Here is a 22,828-nt window from a genome sequence, read left to right on the forward strand (position 1 = left end):
ATCAGCGGGGCACGGCCACGTCGGCCAAGGCCGCCTCGACGGCGTCGACGGTGGTGTAGCGGTCGAACTCCGCCTCGGGCCGCAGTTGCAGGCGGTGGGCCAGCACGGGCACCGACATGGCGGCCACGTCGTCGGGGGTCACGTAGTCGCGGCCGGCCAGCGCGGCCGACGCCTTGGCCGCGGCCAACAGGTGCACGGCGGCGCGGGGGCTGGCCCCGAGGGTGGCGCTCGGCAGCCTGCGGGTGGCCTGCACGATGGCTGTCACGTACTCGAGGATCTCGTCGCTGGCCTCGGTGGCCTCGACCGCCTGGCGGGCCCGACGCAGGACGGCGCCGTCGGCCACCACCTCCACGTCGTCGAGGCTGGCCACTTCCACGCCGAGGTGGGCCAGGCGCAGCATGGCCATCTCCGCTTCGGGTTCGGGGTAGCCGATCTGCACCCGCACGTGGAAGCGGTCGAGCTGGGCCTCGGGCAACGGGTACGTGCCCTCGTACTCGACGGGGTTCTGGGTGGCGATCACGAAGAACGGGTCGGGCAGCGCGTGGGTGGTGCCGTCGACCGACACTTGGCGTTCCTGCATGGCTTCGAGCAGGGCGGCCTGCGTCTTGGGCGGCGTGCGGTTGATCTCGTCGGCCAAGAGCACGTTGGTGAAGATCGGGCCGGTGCGGAAGCGCAGTTCCTCGCCCCGCAGCACCGAGGTGCCGGTGAGGTCGGACGGGAGCATGTCGGGGGTGAACTGGGCCCGGCGGAAGTCGAGGTCAAAAGCTCGGGTGAAGGCCCGGGCCAACAGGGTCTTGGCCACGCCCGGCACGCCTTCGAGCAGGACGTGCCCGCCCACCAGGGCCGCCGCCAGCAGCCGGTCGACGGCTTCGCTCTGGCCCACCACCACTTTGGCGACCTCGTCGCGCAACCGGTCGCGCAAGGCGCCGAGGTCGTCGGACGTACGGGGCTTTCGTCGGGAGCGGGGTTCAGGCATCACGTTCCTTGGGTCGAGGAGGTTCGAGGCGGGCGCAGGCGGCCATTACGCGGCCTGCGGCGGTGGCAGCAGCACGGTCGTCGCCACCGGTGGCGAGCACGAGACGCACGTCGTCGTCGGGGAGGCCGAGGCGGGCGGCGGCGGCCCGCAGTTCTTCGGCCGGCGCGGAGGGAGGCACGCCTGCGGCCGCGGCGATGGCGCGGCGCGCCGCGGCCCGCACGGCGCTCGCCGCTTCGTGGCGGGGGGCGGCTGCCAAGCGTTCGGCCACCGCATCGGCGTGGGCGCTGCGGGGGTGGTCGACGTTCGTGGCGGTGGCTGCGGGTGCCGAGCGGCGGCGGGCGAGCAGGGCGAGGAGGGCGGCCAGGAGGAGGACGGCGAGGGCGAGCTGCCAGCGGGCGGGCAGGGCGGCCAAGCCGCTCGGGGCGCCGAAGCCGTGGAGATGTTCGAGGAACACCACGTCGCGTTGCACGCCGCCCGCCGCGGCCACGGCGAAGGCGGCGTTCTCCCGGGCGCCCAGCAGGTAGTTCTGGAACACGGCGTCGTCGCTGACCACCACGATGCGGCCGCTTCCCAACGTCGCCACCGCGACCAGGGTGACGCCGTTGCACCCGAGGATCGGCAGCGCCCGACCGGTATAGGCGTAGCCCGCCTCTCCGCTCGATTCGACGTAGGCCACCCCCGCGGTTTCGGGCACCGTGGCCAGCGGGCGGCACGCCACGAGGCTGCCGCCCCGTTGCAGCGAACCCACCAGCGGCTGCAGCCACTCGTCGGCCTTCTCGTCGCCTGCCACCACCAAGCGGCCGCCGGTCTCCACGAACGAGCGCAGGGCTCTGACCTCTTCGGGCTCGGGCCGCTCGCCGCCGAGGATGACGACGGTGTCGGCCGGGTCGGGCCGCTCCACGTCGACGGGAATGCGCTGGCGGCGCACGTCGTGGCCGCCCCGTTCCAGCAGCCGCGCGTACGACCGGGCGCCGCGTTGGCCGGCGGCGTACGACGACGACTCGGGGCCGCGGGGCGGCCGGCGCAGGAGGGTGACGACGACGAAGCCGACTTCGAGGGCGAGGGCGATCGACACGGCCACGGCCACCGTGCGCCAGACGGCCTTCTTGTCGGCCGTCACGGTTTGGAGGCACCGACGATGTCGGCGAAGCCGGCCTTGATGCGCTCGACGTCTTCGGGCGAGGGCGGGCGGCGGCCGTAGACGATCTCGTCGAAGGTGGCGCTGGCTTGGCCGAAGGCGCGGCGGTTGCGGCCCTGCGCCAGGCGGCGGGCGATCCACGACGACGGGAGCGACTCGTCGTAGGCCACAAGGCCCGCCCGGTCGAGGTCGAGCAGGCCGGCGACGAAGGCCTCTCGCACCCGGGCTTCGAGGTCGTCGTCGACGGGACCGGTGCGGCGGCGGGTGCGAGGTGCGGCGGCCGCTTCGCCGGTCGTCGATGCGGGGTCGCGGGGCTTGCGGCGCATGGCGTAGGCCGCTGCCGCGGCGGCGACGAGGAGGAGCAACAGCAGCAACGGCCACGGCAGGGCGGCGCTCTCGGTGTCCTCGATGTCGTCCTTGGTCACCTCGGCGGCGGCTTCCGACGGCGGGACCGTCGGGGCCGGTTGCGCCTCGTCGCCTTGGTCCGTGCCGCGCCCCGGGCCGGTGACGGGACCACTGCCGCTGCTCGGCGCGCCGCCGTCCGGTGCGCCGCCGCCTGCTGCGCCCGTTCCGGTGCCGGCGCCCGAGCCGGACCCTGCGCCAGTGCCGGTGCCAGTTCCCGCGCCGGAGCCCGCCGCACCGCCTGGTTCGCCTCGGCCGCCGGAGTCCTGCAAGGTGAAGGTCGCCGGGCCACCGTCGCTCGGGACCGGCTGCGACAACGCCTCCTGCCGCCCCGCCATGTCGTTCGGCGTGGCGGGCGCCACGAACCTCGACGGGCCACCCGCCAGGACATCAGGGCAGACCGCATCGAGGCCCGGTCGCTCCGGCGCCGCCTCTCGTGCCCGCACCATCGGCACCACGAGCAGCGGCACGAGCACTACCGCCAAAGCGGCAGCGAGCAACGCAGCGCGCGACCTCATGCCGCGGCCGCCGGCGTCAGCAGGTAGAGCAAGTCGAGCGCCTCCTTGCGGATGCGAGCGTCGACATAGGCCGCCATGCTCACCGCTGCGAACAACGGGATTACGAGCACGCAGACGGCAAGCTGCGCAGCGGCCACGCCGACCAACAACGGCGCATCTCGTCCGCTGCCGATGACCGAGGCCACCACCACGGGCTGCACCAGGATCAGCACCAGAGCAACCACCAGTGCCAGCGCCGCCAGTAGTGCGCCGAGGTGGGCGGCGCGGCGGTCGAGCGAGAGGACGGCGGCGCGGCGCACGGCGTTGCCCGGGGAGATGCGTTCGAGGACCATGGCGGGCACGGCGGGCACGAGCCCCAGGGCAGCCCAGACCCCGGGCACCACGAAGGCGAGGGTGAGCACCGCCACCTTGACCCCGCCCGTGAGCCACAGCCCGACCACGGCGGGGGCTCGCCGCCACGTGGTGCGAATGGCCGGTGCCGCCGCCGGCGTCCCGCCGAACCAGTCGTCGCCCACGACGTGCACGCACCCGGCGTGGGCCAACGCCAACCCGATTGCCAGCACCACGACGCCGACGACGGTGGTGAGCGGCGTCCCGACGGCGAGCACCAGCCAGAAGAGCGCACTGGCGGGCAGGGCGAACGCCAAGGCAACTGCGGCCAGGACGAGGAACGAGCGGCGACAGGCGGCGACGGCGACGTCGGCCAACTCCATGGCCGAGCGGGGCCGGAGGTCCCGTTCCTCAGGAGGCGCGCCGGCGGGCATGGTGCGTCCATTGTGGGACATCCACGGCGGCGCCGTCCGGCGGGATCAGCGCTGGCCGCGTCCTTCGGCCAGGCGAGCCACCGCCTGCTCGATGCGGCGCTGTCGCGTCTCGGGCTTCTTGGCGCTCTCGATGCCTTCCACGAACCACCGCTGTTGGCTGTACGACAGCCCGGCGAAGAACGCCTGCGCCGTCGGTTCGGCGGCGAGTGCCGCTGCGAAGTCGTCGGGCACCGCGACCTCGCGCACATCGGTGTCGAGTTCGAGCGACACGTCCACTTCGTGGCCCGCCGCCACGCCGGCCTTGGCCCGCACCTCCGCGCTGACGCCCAAGAGGAACCGTCCGCCCATCGAGCCCACGCTCGACCGGTAGGTGTAGCCGTTGACAGTGGCTTGGACCTTGGGGCGCTTGCTTTGTCCGAGCGCCTCCACCACCGCGGCCGGCACCTCGATGCCCGTGGCCGACTTGCCGTGGGATTCGATCACCGCCCGGAAGGCGGGCATCAGACGGGGGCGCCCTTCTCCGGTGCGTCCTTGTCGGCGTACGTGCGCACGAAGTCGGCGAACACCTGCCCTGACACACGACGGCAGCGCTGCGTGTGCCCCCACGCGGTGAGCACGACGTGGCGCCCGTCGGCGAACGCGGCCCGGTTCCAGGGCACGACGACGAAGCGGTTTGTGGGAACGGCGTCGGCCACCTGGCGCAGCACCTCGACCTCGTCGCCGGGCAGCTCGCGGTCGTACCAGGCCACGACGATGCCGTGCTCCAGGTCATGCACCGCCCGCTCGGGCGGCGGGTCGACGTCGCGTTCGTAGAAGCGAGGAGTGATGCGCAACGTCTGGGCGTGGTGCTCGCCGCTGTCGGGCGGGACGACCGGCCAGTCGAGTGTGCCGGTGCGGTGCGGCGGGCCCTGGGGCACGGGACGCGTGCTCGCCACGGGCAGGCAGTCGGCCGCCGCGGGCGTGGCCCCCACGGTCGTGAGCTCGACCGGGACCTCGACGGGGGCGTCGTCGTCACCGAAGACGACGCCGACCACGACGAGCACCACCACCACGCCGACGACGGCGAGCAGGACCTTCTTCAAGTGGGCCGGGGAGGATTCGAACCTCCGAAGGCGATGCCGGCAGATTTACAGTCTGCTCCCTTTGGCCACTCGGGCACCGACCCTTGGAGCCGGTCAGGATAGCTTCTCCCGCATGCCCACCTTCGACGTCGTCTCCCAGGTAGACATGCAAGAGGTCCGCAACGCGGTCGACCAAGCCGCCCGCGAGGTGACCACCCGCTTCGACTTCAAGGACACCGGCTCCTTGATCGAGCTCAGCGGCGACGAGATCCGGCTGGCGTCCTCGACCGAGGACCGCCTTCGAGCGCTCACGCAGGTGCTCGAAGAGAAGCTCGTGCGCCGCAACGTGTCGCTCAAGTCGCTCGACCGAGGCAAGGTCGAAGAAGCCACCAAAGGCACCGTGCGCCAGACCGTCAAGCTGAAGGCGGGCATCTCGTCGGACGAGGCGAAGAAGCTCAACGTCTTCATCAAGAACCTGAACCTGAAGGGCATCTCGTCGCAGACCCAGGGCGACCAGCTCAGGGTGTCGGGCAAGAAGCGCGACGACCTGCAAGCGGTGATCGCTGCCCTCAAGGGCGAAGACTTCGGCCTGCCCCTGCAGTTCGAGAACTTCAGGGATTAGGTCGGGTCAGCGAAAGGCCGGCGGGCCGTAGCCGAGGGCGGCCTGCAACGCCGGTGCCGTCAGCGGCTTGAAGACGGTCGCCGCCCACTGCTGCTCGGCGGCGTGGGCGCGCAACTTCTCTTCTTCCTCACGGGCCAGCACGGCATAGTCGACCTCGTCGGCCATCGCGAACGCTTCGGCTTCGGCCAGCCGCAGCGCCCCGCCTGACGGGCTGGCCGACGACGCCCACAGCAACTGGGTGCGGGGCGGGCCGGACGGAGCGGCGAACTGGCTGCTGCCCCCGTCGGCCAGGCGCCGGGTCAAGCCGGTGGCGATGATGGCCCTCGGCCGGCCCGCCTCGGCCTGGGCGATGACCTTGGGCACGTTGGCTAACGCCTCGGCCACCCACGCATCGAGCAGCGGCTTGGGCGGCGAGGGCGGCAACTGCGTGCCCATGGGCACCGTCAGTTGGTGTGTTGTGGTGACCGCCTTCTTGCCCTTGCCGGTTGTGACCGTCTTGGTCGGGGCCGGGTGGTACTCGTAGTGCACGTGGGGAGAGGTGCCCTTGGCGTTGCCGCTCGTGCCGTTGTAGCCGACGACCTCACCCGCCTTCACTGCTTGGCCGGTCACCTGTCCGGGCACGAACCCGGTGAGGTGGGCGAGGTAGTGGTACGACCCGTTGGGCTCGTACACGTAGGCGGCCAAGCCGCCGATGGAGCCGTTGCTCTGCTTGAGGATGCCGTCGACGGGCGAACGCACCGGCGTGCCTTCGGCGGCGAAGATGTCGGTGCCCTCGTGGAAGTGGAACGACGGCACGAAGCGGGGGAAGTACCAGTCGTCGCTCCACACCGCCTCACCACCGACGGGGAAGCGGCCGAAGCCGAGTTGCACCGCTTCCGCCTCGGTGAAGCCGAGGTCGAGCAGCGGGCGCAGGGCGGCCAACAGCTGGCGGGTGTTGTTCGACGGCGTGCGCTTGATCGAGTTGATGACGGCCTGGGCGTCGGGCGGGATGACGCCCCCGCTGCCTGCGTCGGGGCCGTCGCCACCCCCGGGGGGCGGGGCGGTGGTGGGACCGGGGGACGTCGACGGAGGAGGCGCGGTGGTCGACGTCGGGTTGTTGCCCCGGGTGGTCGGGGTGGTGGACGGCGGCGGTGCGGTGGTGCTCGACGTCGACGGCGGGGCCGTGGTGGTCGTCGGCAGCGTCGGCAGGGGCTCGTCGACCTGGGCGCGTGCCGTCCCCGCGGCGACGACCGCCAGGGCGGCGGCAGGTACGGCGAAGGCCAGGAGCCGGGAACGGAGGCGCGTCATCGTCTGTATAGGAGTTCCGGTTGACGGACCCTCAATCCTGCCCGACCAGCCGCTGGGGAAGCCGGCCGGGCAGGAGACTGGGGCCCACGAGCCTGCACCGACAGGTGCAGGCTCCATTCAACAGAGCTGCCTGTTTCGGCAGCAAAGCTGCCGAAACGAACCTTCGGCGCACAACGGCCAATCCGTCCGCTCGGACATCAATGCCGCCACTCTCCGGCCCGCAGGCGGGCCACTCGATCGGCCGTCGACGGGTGGGTGGTGAAGAGCTTGGCGAAATGGATGTGCCTGCCCGTAAGGGGGTTGACGATGTACTTCTGCGCCTGGGCGGGCTGCACCGCCATGGGGATCTGCTTGGCCGCCGCCTCCAGCTTGAGCAGCGCCCGGGCCAGAGGCTCGCCCTCGCCGATCAGGCGGGCGCCGGTGCGGTCGGCTTCGAACTCACGGCTGCGGCTGAGGGCCATCTGCAGCAGGCCAGCGGCCATGGGAGCGAGGATGGCCAGGGCGATGAGGGCGATGGGGTTGGCGCCGCCCTCGTCGTCGTCTCCCCCGCCGCCACCCCACATGGCACCCCACATCAGCATGTTGCCGATGAAGCTGATGCCGGTGGCGATGGCTGCGGCCACCGATCCGATGAGGATGTCGCGGTTGCCCACGTGGCTGAGCTCATGCGCCAGCACGCCACGCAGTTCGTCCCAATCGCAGACCTGGAGGATGCCCTGGGTGACGGCCACCGCGGCGTGCTGCGGGTTGCGGCCGGTGGCGAAGGCGTTGGGCTGCAGGTCGGGGGTCACGTAGAGGCGGGGCATGGGCATGCCCGCCTTCATGGCCAGCTCCCGCACGATGCGGTGGTACTCCGGCATCTCCGCCTCGGTGACGGGCACGGCGCCTGCCGCCCGGATGGCGAGCTTGTCGGAGAACCAGTAGGAACCGCCGACCATGGCCAGGCCGAGGCCCAGGCCGAGCATGGCGCCCGCCCGGCCGAACATCGACCCGATCATGACCATGAGGCCCGCCAGGCCGGCCAACAGGATGTAGGTCTTGAACGTGTTCTTGTTCATTGCATCTCCTGGAACGCCGCGAGGGGTGCGAAAGTTCCCGCCCCAACGTAGGTGACGAGCATGCGGGTGACCTCCTCGGCGAACGCCGTGGGGTCGAGGTCGTCGGGGTGCGACGACACGTACCGGTGGGTCAGTGACTCGACGGTGGCGACCAACACCCATGCGGCCAGATCGGGGTCGGGGACGTCGACGGTGGGGTCGGCGGCCAAGGCGGCGGCGACGGCGGCCACCACGTCTCGTTCGAGGGCGTGGAGCTCGGCCAGCAGCTCGGGCGGGCGGGGCGCTTCCTCGAACAGCACCTGGTGCAGGCGGGGCTCGCCGGCGTGGTTGGCGACCATGGCGTCGACCAGCGCGGCGATTCGTTCGGGCAGCGGACGGCCCGCCACTGCGCTCAGCCGCTCGGCCACATGGGTGGCGCCCTCGGCCACATGGCGCCGCACCAGTTCCACCAGGATCGAGTCCTTGTTGGGGAAGTACTGGTACAGCGAGCCGACCGACAGTGTCGCTTCCTCGGCGATGCGGTTGGTGGTGCCTGCCGCGTAGCCGTGGCGGGCGAAGACACGAGCAGCGGCATCGAGGATGCGAGCGCGCGTCTCTGCGGACCGTTGTTGCTTGGGCTCTTTGCGGGGTGCGAGTCGGGGCATGAAAGCGAGTAGTCCTATGCGAGCTATTGCTCGTATTTTACCGCCATGCAGACCATCACCGTCACGTCGGAGCTCGAAGCGTCCCCCGGGCGGGTATGGGAGGCGGTGCAGTCGCCGGTGACGTTCGTCTACGTGGTGCGGGGGTTGTTCGGGGTGCCGTTACTGGCAGGCCGAAGCGACAAGGTGCAGCCGGGCGAATCAGGCAAGGGGTGGCTGTTCCTCTTCCACGTCGTCCCGTTCTCGCGGCACACCATCAACATCGTGGAGATCGACCACGACACCATGACGATGCGCACCAACGAGCACGGCGGCATGATCCGGGCCTGGAACCACACGCTCCACGTCGAGCCGCTGGGGGCGGGGAGGTCGCGCTACAGCGACACGGTGGAGATCGACGCAGGGGCGCTGACGCCGGTGGTGTGCCGGGTGGCGACCGGCATTTACCGCTACCGCCATCGCCGATGGCGCAAGCTGGTGCGCAAGCACCTTCAGTCGTAGTAGCCGGAGTGGATGTAGACGCAGGGAATGCCTTCGGCCCGGAACATGTCGCGGTTGCGGCGGTCGTCCTCGAAGGCGAGGCGCAGGTCGAACCCGTACGTGCGCAACTCGCTGACGGTCCCCTGCTTGAACGAGCGGGCTGCGCTGTAGTCGCCGAAGTCGCGCATGATCAGCAGGTCCCACCGCAGCTCGTAGCGCTTGAGCCACGACAGGGTCTGCGGTTGCACCCGCAGCGGGCGGCCGGTGAGCAGCACGATCTGGAGGGCGGGGTCGAGGAGGGCGAGGACACAAGCCACGTCCTCGATGAGCGGGTCGTCGCCGCATGCGTCGAAGAAGGCGTCCCAGTTGCGCCGTCCCGGGCCTTCGAGGAAGTGCTGGCGTGTGGCGGCGTCGGACAGCACGCCGTCGATGTCGAACACCACGGCACCGCCCGGGTCCACCGCCCCGTCGCGCCATTCCCAGTTGTGCGGGGTAAGCGGCACTCAATCTTCCTGCGGGGCGGTGGCCGCCCGCTTCTTGATCTCTTCGACCACGTTGGGGTCGGCCAGGGTGGTGGTGTCGCCCAGCTTGCGGCCCTCGGCCACGTCGCGCAGGAGGCGGCGCATGATCTTGCCGCTGCGGGTCTTGGGCAGGTCGTCGGTGAACACGATGGTCTTAGGCCGGGCGATGGCGCCGATCTTGGTGGCCACGTGCTTGCGCAGCAGCTCGCCGTGCTCGTCGCTCGGAGCGTTGCCGCCCTTGAGGGTGACGTAGGCGATGATGGCCTGGCCGGTGGTCTCGTCGTTGGCACCGACGACGGCGGCCTCGGCCACGGTCGGATGGTCGACCAAGGCGGACTCCACCTCGGTGGTCGACACCCGATGGCCCGACACGTTCATGACGTCGTCGACCCGGCCCAGCAGCCACAGGTAGCCGTCGTCGTCGAGCTTGGCGCCGTCGCCTGCGAAGTACCGGCCCTCGAAGCGGCTCCAGTAGGTCTCGTGGTAGCGCTGCGGGTCGCCCCAGATCCCCCGCAGCATCGACGGCCACGGGCGGGTGAGGGTGAGGTAGCCGCCGCCGACCTGCACCGGGTTGCCGGTGTCGTCGACCACCTCGGCCCCGATGGCGGGCAGGGGGAAGGTGGCCGACCCGGGCTTGGTGGTGGTGAGGCCGGGCAGCGAGCTGATGAGGATGGCGCCCGTCTCCGTCTGCCACCAGGTGTCGACCACCGGGCAGCGGTTGCCGCCGATGTGCTCGGCGTACCACATCCATGCTTCGGGGTTGATGGGCTCGCCCACCGAGCCCAGCAGCTTGAGCGAGCTCAGGTCGTGCTTGGCGGGCTCGTCGGTGCCCCACTTCATGAACGTCCGGATGGCGGTGGGTGCCGTGTAGAACTTCGTCACCTTGTAGCGCTCCACGATGTCCCAGAAGCGGTCGCGCCCGGGGGTGTCGGGGGTGCCCTCGTAGACCACGCTGGTGGCGCCGTTGGCCAGCGGCCCGTAGACGATGTAGCTGTGGCCGGTGACCCAGCCGATGTCGGCCGTGCACCAGTAGACGTCGCTGTCGGGGTGCAGGTCGAACACGTAGCGGTGGGTGAAAGCGCACTGCAGGAGGTAGCCCGCGGTGGCGTGCATGATCCCCTTGGGCTTGCCCGTGGTGCCGCTGGTGTAGAGCAGGTAGAGCAGGTCCTCACTGCCCATGCGCTCGGGCTCGCATGTGGGGGCGGCAACGGCCATGAGCTCGTCGTACCAGTGGTCGCGGCCTTCGGTCATCGCTACGTCGCTGCCGGTGCGACGCACCACGACGACGTGCTCGATGGTGGGTGACCCGGAGACCGCTTCGTCGGCGTTGGGCTTGAGCAGGCTGGGCGCCCCCCGGCGGTAGCCGCCGTCGGCGGTGACGAGCACCTTGGCCTCGGCGTCGTTGATGCGGTCGCGCAGGGCCTCGGCCGAGAAGCCCCCGAACACCACGGAGTGCGGGGCGCCGATGCGGGTGCAGGCCAGCATGGCGACGATGGCCTCGGGGACCATCGGCATGTAGATGTTCACCCGGTCGCCGCGTGTGACGCCGAGGCCCTTGAGCACGTTGGCGAAACGCTGCACCTCGTCGAGCAGTGCGGCGTAGGTGATGGTGCGGGTGTCGCCCGGCTCGCCCTCCCAGTGGAAGGCCACCCGGTCGCCCCGGCCCGCCTCCACGTGGCGGTCGAGGCAGTTGACCGAGACGTTGAGGCTGCCGCCTTCGAACCACCGGGCGAAGGGCAGCTTCCACTCGAGCACGGTGTCGAAGTCGTCGTACCAGTCGAGCAGCTCACGGGCCTGGTCGGCCCAGAACTGCTGCCAGTCGGCCTCGGCCGCGTCGTGAAGCGACCGGTCGGTGAGCAGGGCCTGGGCCACGAACTCCGGGGACGGCGGGAACGTGCGCTCTTCCGAGTAGTACGCCTCGATCGTCATGCCGCGGAGCCTACGCGCGGCCCGAACTGTGAGCCGAAGCTCCCGCTCAGCGGGCACTTTGGCTCAGGGAACGCGCCACTCCAACACGCGGAAGGCGCCGAGCCCGGCGGGGTCGAGCAGTGCCGGCGCCTCGTTGGCCCGGCTGCGGTGGCGCAGCGCCTCCAGGTCACCGAGGTGCGCCCGTTCTTGCCACGCCGCCTTCGCCGCATCGACGAGGTCGTCGATGCCGTGGGCCTTGAGGAACTCGGCCTGCGTGCGGTCGAACGTGGGCGACGGGCGCAGCTGGTCGACGGCGACATCGCACGTGACGTCCTGCGAGCCGGGCGCCTCAAGCGGGTCGCCGCCACGCCCGTGGGCGCGGTACGTGCGCAGGAAGTCGCGCCCCACCATGGCGGCCGTGGTGTCCGCGTAGTCGACCACGACGACCCGGCCCCGGGCCACGGCGGCCAGCGCGCTGCGCAGCCACTCGCGGCACCGGTGCTGGATGGGGATGCGGGCGCCGTCGTGGGGGTCGGGCACCAGCCGAGCAGCCTCTTCGGCCAACTCCGGCGACGCCGGCACCAGCACCTCCACGAAACGACCGCCGTCCTCCCCTACCCGCACCTCGCACCAACGCCCGTTGGCGAAGGCCAACAGCAACGGCGGGAGGTTGTCGAGCAACTCGTTGGCGAAGACGACGCCGATCACGGGCTGGGCGGGCAGCTCCGACAGGGAGCAGAACAACGGGCCGGTGGCGGGCACGCCGACGAGCTCGTCGTCCTCTGTCTCGGTGGGGCCGAGCACCCACGGCGGGGGTTCCAACGGCACCACGCCCGCCTGCTGCTCGCGCAACGCCTCGGAGCGTTCCACCAACACGTACCGCAACGCCGGGGCGCAACGGGGCGCGGCGTCGAGGATCGACCGGGCCAGCGTGCCGGTGCCCGCGGCGGCCTCGACCACCACGAACGGGTCGGGCCTGCCCAACTCGTCCCACCAGACGTCGAGGGCGCGAGCCAGCACGGCGCCGAACAGCCCGCCCACCTCAGGCGAGGTGAGGAAGTCGCGCCGTCGTCCTGCCCCGCCGCCCGCCGCGTAGAAGCCGCCTTCAGGCGAGTACAGGGCGAGGTCGAGGTAGTCGGCGAACGACAGCGGGCCGAGGCGGTGGACCCGCTCGGCAACTACCTCGATTAACGGACGAGGGATGCCAGGTCCCCGAGCTTTGCGAAGCGCTCTGGATCGACGCCCATGTAGACGACGGCCACCACGGTGAGGGCCAGCGCGGCGCCGAGCGCGGGTGGCACCCGGATCGGCGTGCGGTCGTCGTCGGGGACCGGGTTCATCCACATCTGCCGGGCGATCGACGCGTAGTAGAAGAGCGAGATCACCGAGTTCACGCCGACGATGACGCCGAGGATGATCGCCGGCGTGGTGCCCGCGTCGACCGCCGTGCGGAAGATGAGCAGCTTGGCGAACCAGCCGCCGAACGGCGGGATGCCGGCCAACGAGAACATGTACGCCGTCATCACCACGGTCAGCACCGGGGCGTACTGGAAGAGCCCGCCGAACGAGCTGATCTCCCCCGAGCGGGTCTTGCGGGCCACGGCGATCACGACGGCGAAGGCGCCCAGGTTCATGGCCGCGTAGATGATGAGGTAGACGATCGTGGCGGTCTGGGCCGAGGCCACGGCTCGCATGCTCTCGCCCGCCACTGCCAAGGGCACGAGGATGTAGCCCGCCTGCGCCACCGACGAGTAGGCGAGCATGCGCACGATGTTCGTCTGGCGCAGGGCGATGAGGTTGCCCACGGTCATGGTGGCGGCGGCGAGCACCCAGAAGATCGGGCCCCATACGTCGTAGCGGCCGAGGAAGCCCACGAACACCAGCTGCATGAGGGCGACGAAGCCCGCCGCCTTCGACGCCACCGAGAGGAAGGCGGTCACCGGGGTGGGCGCGCCCTCGTAGGTGTCGGGCGCCCAGAAGTGGAAAGGCACGGCGGAGACCTTGAAGGCGAAGCCGACGATGACGAAGAAGATGCCGACGGTCACGATGTGCACGCCTTCGCCGTGGCGGCTCACCAGTTCGCCGATGCGGGCCAACAAGGTGGAGCCGGTGAACCCGAAGATCAACGACATGCCGTAGAGGGTGACGGCCGAGGACAGCACGCCGAGCAGGTAGTACTTCAGCGACGCCTCTGTGCTCTTGATGTCGCGCTTGCGCCACCCCGCCAGCATGTAGGCCGGGATCGACAGCAGTTCGAGGGCCACGAAGATGCTGATGAGGTCGCGCGACGACGAGATCACGACCATGCCGAAGATCGACGACAGCAACATCGTCGAGTACTCGCCCTCCCAGTAGTCGCCCTCGCCGATGTAGTCGGCGCTCATGAGCAGGACGACGTAGCCGGTGATGATGAACAACGCCTTGAGGACCAGGGCGAAGTCGTCGACGACGTAGGCGCCGCCGAACATCGAACGGTCGGTGCCGTCGACGGCCAGGGTGACGATGGGGATGAGCGAGCCCAGCAGGCCGATGCCCGCCAACTGGGTGACGACGAACTTGCGGGTCTCGTCGACGATGAGGTCGGCCAGCAGCACGACCACGAGCACGCCCACGACGACGAGCTCGGGCGCCAGCGCGTGGTAGTCGAGCTGCGGGGCTGTGAACGGCATCTGGTTAACCGGCTCCGAGTGCGGCGGTCACGGCCTGCACGGCGCCGTCGGTCACCCGGAACAACAGGTGGGGGTAGACGCCGAGCACCACGATGAGGGCGAGGATGGGCGACCAGGCGAGCCACTCCGGCGTGTGCACGTCGTGGATGTGGGCGTCGGCGAACTCTTCCTTGGGCTCGCCGAAGGCAGTGCGCTGGAACATCCACAGCAGGTAGCCGGCGGCCAACACGGTGCCGATGGCGGCGACCACCATGTAGACCCGGAACACCGCCTCGTTCAGGCCTGCGCCCGGGTTGTAGGCCGAGAGGATGGCGGGGAACTCGCCCCAGAACCCGGCCAGGCCGGGAAGCCCGAGCGACGCCATGGCGCAGAAGCCGAGGATCCAGCCGAGCTTGGGCGCCTGCACCAGCAGGCCGCCCAGGCGGTCCATCTCACGGGTGTGGTAGCGCTCGTGGATGGAGCCGGCCAGGAAGAACAGCATGCCGGTGATGAGGCCGTGGGCCACCATGCCGAAGATGGCGGCGTTGATGCCGTACGACGTCAGCGTGGAGATGCCGAGCATCACGAAGCCCATGTGGGCCACCGACGAGAAGGCGATGAGCCGTTTCAAGTCACGTTGGGCCAGGCATCCGAGCGCGCCGTAGATGATGCCGATGACCGAGAGCAGGCCGATCCACGGCGCCCACGCCTTGGCTGCCTCGGGCAGGATCGGCAGGGCGATGCGGATGAAGCCGTAGGTACCGAGCTTCAGCAGCACGGCGGCCAGGATCACCGAGCCCACGGTGGGGGCCTCGGTGTGGGCGTCGGGCAGCCAGGTGTGGAACGGGAACATCGGCACCTTGATGGCGAAGCCCATGAACAGCCCGGCGAAGATGAGGATCTGGGTGTTGCGGGCGATGCCGCCGCCGTTGGCCACAAGGGTCGGGATGTCGAAGGTCTCACCGCCCTTGAAGTACAAGGCGAGGAAGCCGAGGATCATCAGCGCCGAGCCGAACAAGGTGTAGAGGAAGAACTTGATCGAGGCGTACTGGCGGTTCTCGCCGCCCCACACGCCGATCATGAAGTACATGGGCAGCAGCACCAGTTCGAAGAAGACGAAGAACAGGATCAGGTCTTCCGACACGAAGGTGCCGTTCATGCCCGTCTCCAGGACGAGCATCAGCATGAGGAACGCCTTGGGGTTGTGCGGCTCGGGGAAGTGGTCCCAGCTGTAGATCACGCACAACACGGTGATGAACATCGACAGGAGCAGCAGCGGCAGCGAGATGCCGTCGAGGAAGACGTGGTAGCGGCTGTTGATCACGTCGATCCACGCCTTGTCGACCTCGAACTGGGCGTCGGCCGAGCGGGCGTAGTCGAAGTTCACCATGATCCACACGCCCACCGCTGCGGTGACCAAGGTGGTGAGCAGGGCAACGCTCTTGATCGTCGCCTCGCTCTCCTTCGGCACGAAGGCAAGCAGGGCCACGCCGACCAGCGGCAGGAACACCGCCAGGGTCAAGGCCCACGAATGCATGTCCATGTGTCTGCGTCTCCTAGCCGGAAGTGAGGACGAGGGTGAGGCCGATGACGGCGACCGCACCGAAGAGGACCGCCGCGTAGTTCTGCACGCGGCCGGTCTGGATGGTGCGCAGCGCGGTGCCGCTCTCCTCGGCGCCGACGCCGGCACCGTTGACGGTGCCGTCGATGAGGCCTTGGTCGATGTACTTGTAGATGAAGCGGCCCAGTGCCCGCATGGTGATGCCTGCGGCGTTGACGATGCCGTCGAGCACGTGCTGGTTGGTCCAGTAGGCGGCCCGGGCCACGGGGCCCTTGATGCCGTTGACGATGACCCCGGTGTAGAGGTGGTCGAGGTAGTAGCGCTGGTCGAGGAAGCGGTACACGCCCCGCGCGGCGCCGCTGCGCTCGGTGAGCCGGTGGGGGCCGAGGTTGCGCCAGTAGTAGAGGGCGGCCACCGCGATGCCGGCGGCGCCGGCGATCGACCCGATGATCGCCGTGGTGATGGAGAAGTCGTGGTGGGTCACCACGTTCGACACGAAGGCGGGCTCGAACCACTCGGTGAACTTCAAGACGCCGGGGGCGTTGAGGAAGCCCGTCACCACCGCGAGCGTGGCCAGGATGATCAGGGGGACGGTGATGAGCTTGGGCGACTCGTGGGGGTGGTGATGCGCTGCCGCGCCGCGGGCCTCGCCGAAGAAGGTGAGGTAGACGCAGCGGGTCATGTAGGCCGCGGTCATAAAGGCGCCCAGGAGCCCGATGTACATGAAGGCGTCGTAGCCGCCTTCGCCCGCGCCCAGCAGGATCTCGTCCTTCGACCAGAAGCCCGCCAGCGGGAACACGCCGGCGAGGGCCAGCGAGCAGATGGTGAAGGTCCAGAAGGTGATCGGCATGTGCTTCTTCAGCCCGCCCATGTCCTTCTTCATGTCGAAGCTGTGGTGCGAGCCAGAGTGGGCCACCGAGCCGGCGCCGAGGAACAGGCCCGCCTTGAAGAAGGCGTGGGTGACGACGTGGAAGACGGCCGCCGTCCAGGCGCCGACGCCGAGGGCCATGACCATGTAGCCGAGCTGGCTGACGGTGGAGTACGCCAGCACCTTCTTGATGTCGGCCTGCACGAAGGCCAGGGCCGCGGCGATGAGGATGGTGAGGCCGCCGACCATGGCGACGGGCGAGTAGCCGTCGCCTGCGCCGATCTCGAAGCCCTGGAAGAACACGCCGTAGAGGCGGGCGATGAGGAACACGCCGGCCACGACCATGGTGGCGGCGTGGATCATGGCGCTGACCGGGGTGGGGCCGGCCATGGCGTCGGGCAGCCAGGTGTGCAGCGGGAACTGGGCGCTCTTGCCGATCACGGCCAGGAGCAGGGCGGCGGCAGCCACGGTGAGGGCGCCCTGGCTCATGTGGCCGGCCAACGCCTCGTTGTTGATGTGCATGACGTCGAACGACTGGCCCGCCAGGAAGAACAGCATCGACACGCCGACGAGCAGGCCGATGTCGCCGGTGCGGGTGGTGAAGAACGCCTTGAGGGCAGCGTTGGAGTTGGCCTGGTCCTCCCACCAGTGCCCGATCAGCATGAACGAGCAGAGGCCCATCATCTCCCAGCCCAGGATCATCTGGAGGGTGCTGGGGGCGACCACCAGGATGAACATGCCGGAGGTGAACAGGCTCAGCGCCGCGTAGTAGTGGGTGAAGCGGCGGTCGCCGTGCATGTAGGCCATCGAGAACAGGTGCACCAGCAGCGAGATGATGCTGACCATCACCAGGATGGCGACCGACAGGCCGTCGATCAGCGAGCCGAAGGTGACCTCGACGTCGCCGTTCTGCCACCACAGGAACTTGCGTTCGACCGGGGCTCGCTTGAGCTCCTCGTCGCCGCCCTGCGCCTCGCCGCCGTGCGCGTCGGCCGCGGGCTTGCCGTGGTCGTCCTCGGCCGGCGCGCCGTGGTCGTCTTTCGCAGGTGCGCCGTGGCCCGCGTCGGCGCCGTGGTGGGCGACGGGAACCGTTCCCTCGGTGCCGATCCACTGGGTGGCCACCGCCAGCGACAGGCCGAGGCTGAGGAGCAGGGCGAGGATGCCGATCTCGGCGCCCTTCTTGGGCAGCTTCTTGCCGAAGAAGAGGATGAGCCAGAACGAGGCGACGGGGACGAGCGGAATGACCCAGGCGTTGCGCAGCATGTCGTCCGTCAGCCCTTGAGGAGGTCGGCCTCGGCGAGGTCGATCGAGTGTCGGTTGCGGTACATGAGCAGGACGATGGCAAGGCCCACGCCGACTTCGGCGGCGGCCACGGCGATGACGAAGAGGGCGAAGACCTGGCCGGCCACCGTGTCGTGGAAGGCGCCGAAGGCGACGAGGTTGATGTTGACGGCGTTGAGGATCAGCTCGATCGACATGAGCACGAGCACCGCGTTCTTGCGGGCCAGCACGCCGTAGACGCCGACGCAGAAGAGGAAGGCGGCCAGGAAGAGGAACTGGTTCAGGTACATCCCTAGTCCCTTCTCGCGATCACGACGGCGCCGATGAGCGCGGCCAGGAGGAGGATGGAGATGACCTCGAAGGGGATCACGTAGTCGCGGAAGATCGACAGGCCGACCTCGGCCGAGGTCTGCGGCCGGCCGGGCGGGAGCTTGGTGTCCTCGAAGCCGTCCCAGAGGATGGCGCCGAGGAAGCCGAGCAGGGCGACGGAGACGAGGGCGCCCACGAAGCGCTGGTCGTTGTCGAGGTCGTTCTCTTTGCCGATGCGCGCCCGGGTCAACATGATGCCGAAGAGGAAGAGCACGATGATGGCGCCGATGTAGACGAGCACCTGCACGACGGCGGTGAACTCGGCGGCCAGCAGCACGTACTGGGCGGCCACGCCCGCCAGCACGACCACCAGGTAGAGGGCGGCGTGCACGACGTTCTTGGTGGTGACCACGCGGATCGCCGCGATGCCCATGGCGGCCGCGATGACGTAGAAGATGATGTTCTGAGCCAGCACCCCGGGCTCCTTACTTCTTCTTCTTCACTTCGGCGCCCACTTCGAGGGGCGGCGGCTCGGGCACGGTCTTCATCCACTCGCCGAGGCGGTCCTTGTCGTGGAGCAGGTCGGCGATCTTCACCTCGGAGTACTCGAACTCGGGGGTCCAGAAGAGGGCGTCGAACGGGCACACCTCGACGCAGATGCCGCAGTACATGCAGAGCGAGTAGTCGATGTCGAAGCGGTCGAGCTTCTGCACGGTGCGGGGCTTGCCGCCTTCGCGGCGGGGCGGGGCCTTGTCCTTGTGGCCCTCGATGTAGATGCACCAGTCGGGGCAGCTGCGGGCGCACAGCATGCAGACGGTGCAGTTCTCTTCCTTGAGGGCGATGACGCCGCGCGCCCGGGTGGGCGGCGCCTCCTTGACGTGCGGGTACTGCACGGTGACCGCGGGGCGCAGCATGGTGCGCAGGGTGACGCCCAGGCCCTTGGCCATCCCTTTGCCGAAGGCCACTTAGAACACCACCTTGAGGATGCCCGTCGCGGTGATGTTCACCAGCGAGATCGGGATGAGGTACTTCCAGGCGATCGTCTGCAGCTGGTCCTCGCGCAAGCGGGGGAAGCTGAAGCGCACCCAGAAGATGAAGAAGGCGACCAGCATGATCTTGGCGCCGAGGGCGAAGGGCCCGACCACGTCGGCCAGCGTGCTGGTGGGGTCGATGCCGGGCACGGCCCAGCCGCCGAGGAACATGGTGGCGGCGATGGCCGAGAAGGCGAAGGCGGTGCCGAACTCGCCCATGAAGAAGAAGAGGAAGCGGAAGCCGGTGTACTCGGTCATGAAGCCGGCCACCAGCTCCGACTCGGCCACCGGCATGTCGAAGGGCGTCTGGCTCAGCTCGGCCTGGGTGGCGATGAGAAAGATGACGAAGCCGACGATCTGGGTGAGGAGGAAGGGGTTCCCGATGCCGCCCCAGCCGAAGATCTCGCCGTCGGTCTGGGCCCGCACGATCTGCTGCAGGCTCATGCTGCCCGCCTGGATGACGACGCCGACGACGGCCAGCACCATCGGTAGCTCGTAGGCGATGAGCTGGCCCGCGGCGCGCAGGGCGCCGATGAGCGAGTACTTGTTGGCCGAGGCCCAGCCCGCCATGAGCACGCCGAGCACGCTGAGGGAGCTGACGGCGAGGGCGAAGAAGATGCCGGTGTCGAGGTCCTCGACGATGAGGGTCGGCCCCGCAGGGATGACGACGTAGAGGAGGAAGGTCGACAGCAGCACGACCAGCGGCGCCAAGGCGAAGACGCGGCGGTCGGCCTTCTCCGGGAAGATGTCCTCCTTCTGGAGGAACTTCACGCCGTCGGCCACGAGTTGCAGGGTGCCGTGGGGGCCGGCCTCCATGGGGCCGAGCCGGCTCTGCATGTGGCTCATCATCTTCATGAGGAACACGTAGCCGAGGATCAGGGCGCCGGCCGGGATGATGGCGAGCACGACGCCGACCTTGATGGCGGTGGCTGTCCAGTAGGCCAGCTCGATGGCTACCACTGACGGTCCTCCGCGGTTCCGACAGCGGTGCTCATCGGTCGATGTCTCCGAGGATGAAGTAGAGGCTGGCCAGGATGGTGATGACGTCGGGGACGTAGACGCCCTTCAGCAGCCACGGCAGGATCGAGATGTTGTTGAAGCTGGGCGTGCGGATCTTGCAGCGGTAGGGGCCGAGGCCGCCCTGGCTGACGACGTAGTAGCCCATCTCGCCCAACGGGTTCTCGGTGTGCATCCACGCCTCGCCCGCCGGGACCTTGATGATGCGGGGGACCTTGGCCTGGATCGAGCCTGCGGGCAGGCCGTCGAGCAGTTGCTCGACGATGTAGGTCGACTCGCGGACTTCCTGCAGGCGCACCCAGTAGCGGGCGAAGGAGTCGCCGTCGGGGTGTGTCCAGACCTTCCAGTCGGCGTGCTTCCAGGCCAGCGGGCTGTCCTCGTCGCGGCGGATGTCCCAGTCGACGCCGCTGGCGCGGATGTTGGCGCCCGACAGGCCGTACTCCAGGCCCACGGCAGCAGGGATGACGCCGATGCCGCGGGTGCGGGTCTGGAAGATCTCGTTGCCCATGAGCAGGTCTTCGATCTCGTCGCAGAAGGCCCGCTGGCGCTTCATGGCGCCCTTGCACTCGTCGATCCAGCCCTTGGGCAGGTCTTCCTTGATGCCGCCGATGCGGTCGAAGTTGGGGTGGAAGCGTCCGCCGGTGGCGGCCTCCATGAGGTTGAGCAGGTACTCGCGGTCACGGAAGGCGAAGAAGACCGGCGTGATGGCGCCCAGCTGCACGCCCATGTCGCCGAGGAAGAGGCCAAGGTTCGCCTGGCGGGCCAGCTCGAAGAAGATGGTGCGGATGTACTGCGCCCGGGGCGGCGCCTCGACGCCCATCAACTGCTCGGCGGCCAGGATGAACGGCACCTCGTTGGCGAAGTGGCCGAGCCAGTCGATGCGGTTGATGAGGGTGGTCACCTGCGGGTAGGTGCGGACCTCGCAGAGCTTCTCGTAGCCGCGGTGCATGTAGCCGCACACCGGTTCGGCCCACACCACCTGCTCGCCGTCGAGGCGGACGACGATGCGCAAGGTGCCGTGGGTGGCAGGGTGCTGGGGGCCGAGGTTGAGGGTCATGCCCTCGGTCTCGAGCTCGACGTTGATGCGGGCGTCGGCCGCCTGCCCGCCGATGTAGGCGGACTTCTGCCAGTCGGTGGTTACCGTCATCCGGCGTCGCCTCCTTCGGTGCCGGCGCCTTCGCCTTCGCCCTCGGGCTCGCCGGGCATGGGCTCGACGTCGACCAGCCCCGGCCACGGCTTCACCTCGCGGGCCAGCAGCGGGAAGTCCTTGCGGAGGGGGTGGCCCTCGAACTCGCCGGGCAGGTAGATGTGGCGCAGCGACGGGTGGCCGGCGAAGTCGAAGCCGTACATCTCCCAGGTCTCGCGCTCGTGCCAGTCAGCGCCGCGGTAGAGCTCTGTGATCGACTCGACCCGGGGGTCGTTGTCGTCGAGGTCGGCCTTGAGGGTGATGCCGACGTGGCGCCTTGTGTCGTAGAGGCGGGCGAACACCTGGAAGCGGGTGTCGCCGCCGGCCACGCCTGATTGCACCGCCGTGGGGATGTCGGTGGTCTCTTCGTCGTCGGTGCCCTGCTTGCCCGCCTCGTCGTCGGTGTCCCACACCTTCTCGCCCGACAGGGTCGGGTTGGGGAGCCAGTCGAGCCCGGAGAGGAAGCAGAAGTAGTCCATGTGCAGCCGGGTGCGGCACACCTCGACGGCGCGCTTCCACGAGTCGGTGGCGACCCGGACGGTCAGGTCGCCGCCCGCCACCTCGCTGGCCACGACGGCATCGCCGAGGGCCTCGGTCAGTGTGGCGAGGAGGCCCTCGCGCAGTTCGTCGCGGGGGGCGGGGGCCTCGGTTTCAGCCTCGGCCTCGGCCGCGGCCTCTGCCGGAGGGGCGTCAGCTTCCGACGACAATGGGCTCACCCCTCCAGCGCTCGGCCATGTCCTCGTTCTGGATGCGCTCCTGCAGGAGGACGATGCCCTCCAGCAGCGCTTCGGGCCGCGGCGGGCAGCCGGGCACGTAGACGTCGACGGGGATGATCTGGTCGATGCCCTTGGTGACGGAGTAGCTGTCCCAGTAGGGGCCGCCGCAGTTGGCGCACGAGCCCATGGAGATGACGTACTTGGGGTCGGGCATCTGCTCGTAGAGCCGGCGGATCGGCACGGCCATCTTGTCGGTGACGGTGCCGGAGATGACGACCAGGTCGGCCTGGCGGGCGCTGGCCGGGAAGGGGATGACGCCGAGGCGCATGACGTCGTAGCGGGGCGAGCCGAACGCGGCGCCCATCTCGATGGCGCAGCAGGCCAGGCCCCACTGGTACACCCACCGCGAGTACTTCCGGGCGGTGTTGAGCAACGTGGTGAGGGGCTTCGGAAGCTTGCCCTTCTCGACTAGACCCATCGCAGAACTCCCTTGCGCCACGCGTAGAGGAGCCCGAGGGCAAGAATGACCACGAAGATGCCCATCTCGACGAGCCCGAAGACGGCGAGGGCCTCGAGGCGCACGGCCCACGGGAAGATGAACACCGCCTCGACGTCGAACATCACGAACAGCAGGGCGAACACGTAGTAACGGATCTGGCTCTGCGACCAGCCCACCCCGACGGGGTCGACACCGCACTCGTAGTTGATGTACTTGCCGGTCTGGGGACGGGTGGGCCGCAGGAGCCGCCCCAGCCCCAGCATGGCCCCGACCATCAGCACCGCCGCGGCGCCGAAGATGGCGACGGTCAGATACTGGCGGAGGAACTGCGACATG

The 22,828-nt window shown here is 69.4% G+C and carries 25 protein-coding genes and 1 tRNA gene; 2 read left to right on the forward strand and 24 right to left on the reverse strand.

Features of this window, described 5'->3' with window-relative positions; all coding sequences use genetic code 11:
* Position 1: 1 nt before the first annotated feature.
* The 7 genes from VM938_09475 to VM938_09505 form a co-directional block, all read right to left on the reverse strand.
* Positions 2-976, reverse strand: a complete 975-nt coding sequence (locus tag VM938_09475; GenBank protein ID HVF75268.1) for a MoxR family ATPase — start codon at positions 974-976, stop codon at positions 2-4.
* Positions 969-2,096, reverse strand: coding sequence for a DUF4350 domain-containing protein (locus VM938_09480; protein ID HVF75269.1), 1,128 nt, complete (start codon positions 2,094-2,096; stop codon positions 969-971). The genes VM938_09475 and VM938_09480 overlap by 8 nt, the downstream gene beginning before the upstream one ends.
* Positions 2,093-3,034 carry a DUF4129 domain-containing protein gene (locus VM938_09485; protein ID HVF75270.1) on the reverse strand — a complete coding sequence of 314 codons (942 nt, stop codon included), beginning with the start codon at positions 3,032-3,034 and terminating at the stop codon, positions 2,093-2,095. Before VM938_09485 ends, VM938_09480 begins: the two co-directional genes overlap by 4 nt.
* Complete coding sequence (locus VM938_09490; protein ID HVF75271.1) at positions 3,031-3,798, reverse strand: hypothetical protein; 768 nt, start codon at positions 3,796-3,798, stop codon at positions 3,031-3,033. The genes VM938_09485 and VM938_09490 overlap by 4 nt, the downstream gene beginning before the upstream one ends.
* Before the next feature lie 45 nt (positions 3,799-3,843).
* Positions 3,844-4,299: a YdeI/OmpD-associated family protein gene (locus VM938_09495; protein HVF75272.1), complete on the reverse strand. Its 456-nt coding sequence runs from the start codon at positions 4,297-4,299 to the stop codon at positions 3,844-3,846.
* On the reverse strand, positions 4,299-4,880 hold the full coding sequence (locus tag VM938_09500) for a DUF3105 domain-containing protein (GenBank protein ID HVF75273.1): 582 nt from the start codon (positions 4,878-4,880) through the stop codon (positions 4,299-4,301). The genes VM938_09495 and VM938_09500 overlap by 1 nt, the downstream gene beginning before the upstream one ends.
* Position 4,881: 1 nt before the next feature.
* Positions 4,882-4,963 (reverse strand) — tRNA-Tyr (locus VM938_09505).
* Positions 4,964-4,992: 29 nt separating this feature from the next.
* On the opposite strand from VM938_09505, the gene VM938_09510 reads away from it, so the two are divergent.
* Positions 4,993-5,481: a YajQ family cyclic di-GMP-binding protein gene (locus VM938_09510; GenBank protein HVF75274.1), complete on the forward strand. Its 489-nt coding sequence runs from the start codon at positions 4,993-4,995 to the stop codon at positions 5,479-5,481.
* A 6-nt stretch (positions 5,482-5,487) separates the two neighbouring features.
* Here the strand turns inward: VM938_09510 and VM938_09515 are convergent, their stop codons facing one another.
* The 3 genes from VM938_09515 to VM938_09525 all read right to left on the reverse strand — a co-directional run bounded on the left by VM938_09515 (position 5,488) and on the right by VM938_09525 (position 8,470).
* A complete protein-coding gene (locus tag VM938_09515; GenBank protein ID HVF75275.1) occupies positions 5,488-6,768 on the reverse strand; it encodes a M23 family metallopeptidase in 1,281 nt (426 codons plus the stop codon).
* A 197-nt stretch (positions 6,769-6,965) separates the two neighbouring features.
* A complete protein-coding gene (locus VM938_09520) occupies positions 6,966-7,826 on the reverse strand; it encodes a M48 family metalloprotease (GenBank protein ID HVF75276.1) in 861 nt (286 codons plus the stop codon).
* Positions 7,823-8,470: a TetR/AcrR family transcriptional regulator gene (locus VM938_09525; GenBank protein ID HVF75277.1), complete on the reverse strand. Its 648-nt coding sequence runs from the start codon at positions 8,468-8,470 to the stop codon at positions 7,823-7,825. The genes VM938_09520 and VM938_09525 overlap by 4 nt, the downstream gene beginning before the upstream one ends.
* 45 nt (positions 8,471-8,515) lie before the next feature.
* On the opposite strand from VM938_09525, the gene VM938_09530 reads away from it, so the two are divergent.
* Positions 8,516-8,968: a hypothetical protein gene (locus VM938_09530; protein ID HVF75278.1), complete on the forward strand. Its 453-nt coding sequence runs from the start codon at positions 8,516-8,518 to the stop codon at positions 8,966-8,968.
* Here VM938_09530 and VM938_09535 read toward each other — a convergent pair.
* From VM938_09535 to VM938_09600, 14 genes are all read right to left on the reverse strand, one after another.
* Complete coding sequence (locus VM938_09535; protein HVF75279.1) at positions 8,959-9,450, reverse strand: hypothetical protein; 492 nt, start codon at positions 9,448-9,450, stop codon at positions 8,959-8,961. The two genes, VM938_09530 and VM938_09535, sit on opposite strands and share 10 nt — an antisense overlap.
* Complete coding sequence (gene acs / locus VM938_09540; protein HVF75280.1) at positions 9,451-11,397, reverse strand: acetate--CoA ligase; 1,947 nt, start codon at positions 11,395-11,397, stop codon at positions 9,451-9,453.
* A gap of 63 nt (positions 11,398-11,460) precedes the next feature.
* Positions 11,461-12,417 carry an SAM-dependent methyltransferase gene (locus VM938_09545; protein HVF75281.1) on the reverse strand — a complete coding sequence of 319 codons (957 nt, stop codon included), beginning with the start codon at positions 12,415-12,417 and terminating at the stop codon, positions 11,461-11,463.
* Positions 12,418-12,563: 146 nt separating this feature from the next.
* Positions 12,564-14,045: an NADH-quinone oxidoreductase subunit N gene (locus VM938_09550; protein ID HVF75282.1), complete on the reverse strand. Its 1,482-nt coding sequence runs from the start codon at positions 14,043-14,045 to the stop codon at positions 12,564-12,566.
* A 4-nt stretch (positions 14,046-14,049) separates the two neighbouring features.
* The gene (locus VM938_09555; GenBank protein ID HVF75283.1) at positions 14,050-15,567 is read right to left on the reverse strand and encodes an NADH-quinone oxidoreductase subunit M; all 1,518 of its coding nucleotides are present in this window, start codon (positions 15,565-15,567) and stop codon (positions 14,050-14,052) included.
* Between the two features lie 13 nt (positions 15,568-15,580).
* On the reverse strand, positions 15,581-17,716 hold the full coding sequence (locus tag VM938_09560) for an NADH-quinone oxidoreductase subunit L (GenBank protein ID HVF75284.1): 2,136 nt from the start codon (positions 17,714-17,716) through the stop codon (positions 15,581-15,583).
* 8 nt (positions 17,717-17,724) lie between these two features.
* On the reverse strand, positions 17,725-18,024 hold the full coding sequence (gene nuoK, locus VM938_09565) for an NADH-quinone oxidoreductase subunit NuoK (protein ID HVF75285.1): 300 nt from the start codon (positions 18,022-18,024) through the stop codon (positions 17,725-17,727).
* Positions 18,025-18,026: 2 nt separating this feature from the next.
* On the reverse strand, positions 18,027-18,518 hold the full coding sequence (locus VM938_09570; protein HVF75286.1) for an NADH-quinone oxidoreductase subunit J: 492 nt from the start codon (positions 18,516-18,518) through the stop codon (positions 18,027-18,029).
* 10 nt (positions 18,519-18,528) lie between these two features.
* Positions 18,529-18,990, reverse strand: coding sequence for an NADH-quinone oxidoreductase subunit I (locus tag VM938_09575; protein ID HVF75287.1), 462 nt, complete (start codon positions 18,988-18,990; stop codon positions 18,529-18,531).
* 18 nt (positions 18,991-19,008) lie between these two features.
* Positions 19,009-20,034: an NADH-quinone oxidoreductase subunit NuoH gene (gene nuoH, locus VM938_09580; GenBank protein HVF75288.1), complete on the reverse strand. Its 1,026-nt coding sequence runs from the start codon at positions 20,032-20,034 to the stop codon at positions 19,009-19,011.
* A 31-nt stretch (positions 20,035-20,065) separates the two neighbouring features.
* Positions 20,066-21,238, reverse strand: coding sequence for an NADH-quinone oxidoreductase subunit D 1 (locus tag VM938_09585; GenBank protein HVF75289.1), 1,173 nt, complete (start codon positions 21,236-21,238; stop codon positions 20,066-20,068).
* Entirely contained in the window at positions 21,235-21,984 is a 750-nt protein-coding gene (locus VM938_09590; protein ID HVF75290.1) for an NADH-quinone oxidoreductase subunit C, read from the reverse strand. The genes VM938_09585 and VM938_09590 overlap by 4 nt, the downstream gene beginning before the upstream one ends.
* Positions 21,968-22,471, reverse strand: a complete 504-nt coding sequence (gene nuoB, locus VM938_09595) for an NADH-quinone oxidoreductase subunit NuoB (protein ID HVF75291.1) — start codon at positions 22,469-22,471, stop codon at positions 21,968-21,970. The genes VM938_09590 and nuoB overlap by 17 nt, the downstream gene beginning before the upstream one ends.
* Positions 22,462-22,828 (reverse strand): NADH-quinone oxidoreductase subunit A (locus VM938_09600; protein ID HVF75292.1); only part of this gene is annotated, 367 nt, incomplete at its 5' end. The genes VM938_09600 and nuoB, both read right to left, overlap by 10 nt.

The sequence above is a fragment of the Acidimicrobiales bacterium genome (assembly GCA_035536915.1).
Lineage (GTDB): Bacteria > Actinomycetota > Acidimicrobiia > Acidimicrobiales > JAHWLA01 > JAHWLA01.

Coding starts and splice junctions, on each gene's coding strand:
- acs (HVF75280.1), bottom strand. CDS start 11,397: ATGACGATCGAGGCGTACTACTCGGAAGAGCGCACGTTCCCGCCGTCC.
- VM938_09575 (HVF75287.1), bottom strand. CDS start 18,990: ATGGCCAAGGGCCTGGGCGTCACCCTGCGCACCATGCTGCGCCCCGCG.
- VM938_09560 (HVF75284.1), bottom strand. CDS start 17,716: ATGCTGCGCAACGCCTGGGTCATTCCGCTCGTCCCCGTCGCCTCGTTC.
- VM938_09495 (HVF75272.1), bottom strand. CDS start 4,299: ATGCCCGCCTTCCGGGCGGTGATCGAATCCCACGGCAAGTCGGCCACG.
- VM938_09550 (HVF75282.1), bottom strand. CDS start 14,045: ATGCCGTTCACAGCCCCGCAGCTCGACTACCACGCGCTGGCGCCCGAG.
- VM938_09585 (HVF75289.1), bottom strand. CDS start 21,238: ATGACGGTAACCACCGACTGGCAGAAGTCCGCCTACATCGGCGGGCAG.
- VM938_09520 (HVF75276.1), bottom strand. CDS start 7,826: ATGAACAAGAACACGTTCAAGACCTACATCCTGTTGGCCGGCCTGGCG.
- VM938_09530 (HVF75278.1), top strand. CDS start 8,516: ATGCAGACCATCACCGTCACGTCGGAGCTCGAAGCGTCCCCCGGGCGG.
- VM938_09475 (HVF75268.1), bottom strand. CDS start 976: ATGCCTGAACCCCGCTCCCGACGAAAGCCCCGTACGTCCGACGACCTC.
- VM938_09510 (HVF75274.1), top strand. CDS start 4,993: ATGCCCACCTTCGACGTCGTCTCCCAGGTAGACATGCAAGAGGTCCGC.
- VM938_09490 (HVF75271.1), bottom strand. CDS start 3,798: ATGCCCGCCGGCGCGCCTCCTGAGGAACGGGACCTCCGGCCCCGCTCG.
- nuoK (HVF75285.1), bottom strand. CDS start 18,024: ATGTACCTGAACCAGTTCCTCTTCCTGGCCGCCTTCCTCTTCTGCGTC.
- VM938_09525 (HVF75277.1), bottom strand. CDS start 8,470: ATGCCCCGACTCGCACCCCGCAAAGAGCCCAAGCAACAACGGTCCGCA.
- VM938_09515 (HVF75275.1), bottom strand. CDS start 6,768: ATGACGCGCCTCCGTTCCCGGCTCCTGGCCTTCGCCGTACCTGCCGCC.
- nuoB (HVF75291.1), bottom strand. CDS start 22,471: ATGGGTCTAGTCGAGAAGGGCAAGCTTCCGAAGCCCCTCACCACGTTG.
- VM938_09555 (HVF75283.1), bottom strand. CDS start 15,567: ATGGACATGCATTCGTGGGCCTTGACCCTGGCGGTGTTCCTGCCGCTG.
- VM938_09485 (HVF75270.1), bottom strand. CDS start 3,034: ATGAGGTCGCGCGCTGCGTTGCTCGCTGCCGCTTTGGCGGTAGTGCTC.